We start from the raw sequence: 1,131 nt of genomic DNA, 5'->3' as shown, positions 1-1,131 counted from the left end.
GCCGGTTCGATTCGAGAACGCCGTTGATATCTGGCGCATCGCAAATCGCCCAACCCCTGATCGGGATATCCACATAAACCGGCTGCCATTCTTCCGGGAAGTCAAGCAGAGCGCGGTCCGCCGGGTGAACGGCCACATAGGGCCTGTCGGTAAAACAACGTCGATCGTGCGAGACCGGGCTGGCATTGGATTTCTCGATGAGAGCATTAAAGAGCGTTGATTTTCCCACGCCGGTCCCGCCCACTAACGTCACGAGAGCGACACCCTGGGGACGCCCCTGGCGCAACTCCCGCACCGCCACGTCCAGAGCTTCGCACAGGCCACTGACCCACCGGCCCCCGTGGATTTTTCCTACCGTCCGCTGGATCGTCTCGGCCTCCGCGATAAGCTGCTCGACCCAAACGGGCTGGTCATTGTGTGATGGAGAGGACTGCTGCACCGTCATTCGCAAAATACCTCCGATTGTCTTGCTCAATTGTGGGCATGCGTGTTTGTTGTCGAGATAAACCTCGCTCCCCTCCTGTCCCGGCTCACGTCAGTTTGACGAACGGCCCCTCAGTCCCCTCAGCGTGTTGCCCTGACAAGTTGATTCAGTTTTTCACACGCCTGGAGGCTGTCCTCGATTTCATTAAGCGGGACCTTTCGAACGTCTGCGAGCCACGGTTCAAACAGGGGTTCAAAGAAGTGTTTTTCCAGGAAGGGTTGCAATTCGCGCGATCGCTGAGCCACCCAGGCCTCGTGGGCTCTTTGGCCAATCTCGTGGAGTTTCTCGAGCAAGCCTTTACGGACCTTATGGGCCAGTACGCTGCCCCCAACTCCTCCTAACGTCCATCCCCCGATGGTCCAGACCACGCCACCGGTCGTCAACAGGTCCACCACGAACAGGCCGGTCCCCACAGTCCAAACAGCGTCGTCCAGAATGGCCATCCACCGCGCGAAGCCTGGATTCTCTTCGAGAAACTTCTCCACGTCTTCTCGCACGGCCTCTTGCCATTGACTCGAAGCTTCTGGCCAGGACTGGGCAAGAACTTTTTCGATCAGATCATGAGTTTGCTCGGGGGAAAACGGCCTTTGACCAGAAGTCGCCTCTTTAGATGCCGGTTCTGGTAGGCTCTGGGAAAATCTTTCTCG

General features: G+C 57.7%; 2 protein-coding genes. Both read right to left on the bottom strand.

Annotated elements, in window-relative coordinates; genetic code table 11:
- The coding region (locus H5U08_RS19490) for a GTPase (protein WP_297037050.1) at positions 1-445 on the bottom strand (445 nt) is incomplete at its 3' end.
- 119 nt (positions 446-564) lie between these two features.
- Positions 565-1,131, bottom strand: a 567-nt coding sequence (locus tag H5U08_RS19485; RefSeq protein WP_297037048.1) for a hypothetical protein, incomplete at its 5' end; no start/stop codon positions are given.

It is taken from the genome of Thermogutta sp. (assembly GCF_014359955.1).
Taxonomy (GTDB): domain Bacteria; phylum Planctomycetota; class Planctomycetia; order Pirellulales; family Thermoguttaceae; genus Thermogutta.
The sequence above is the reverse complement of the archived record's forward strand: the minus strand, read 5'-3'. Positions and strand labels throughout refer to the sequence as shown.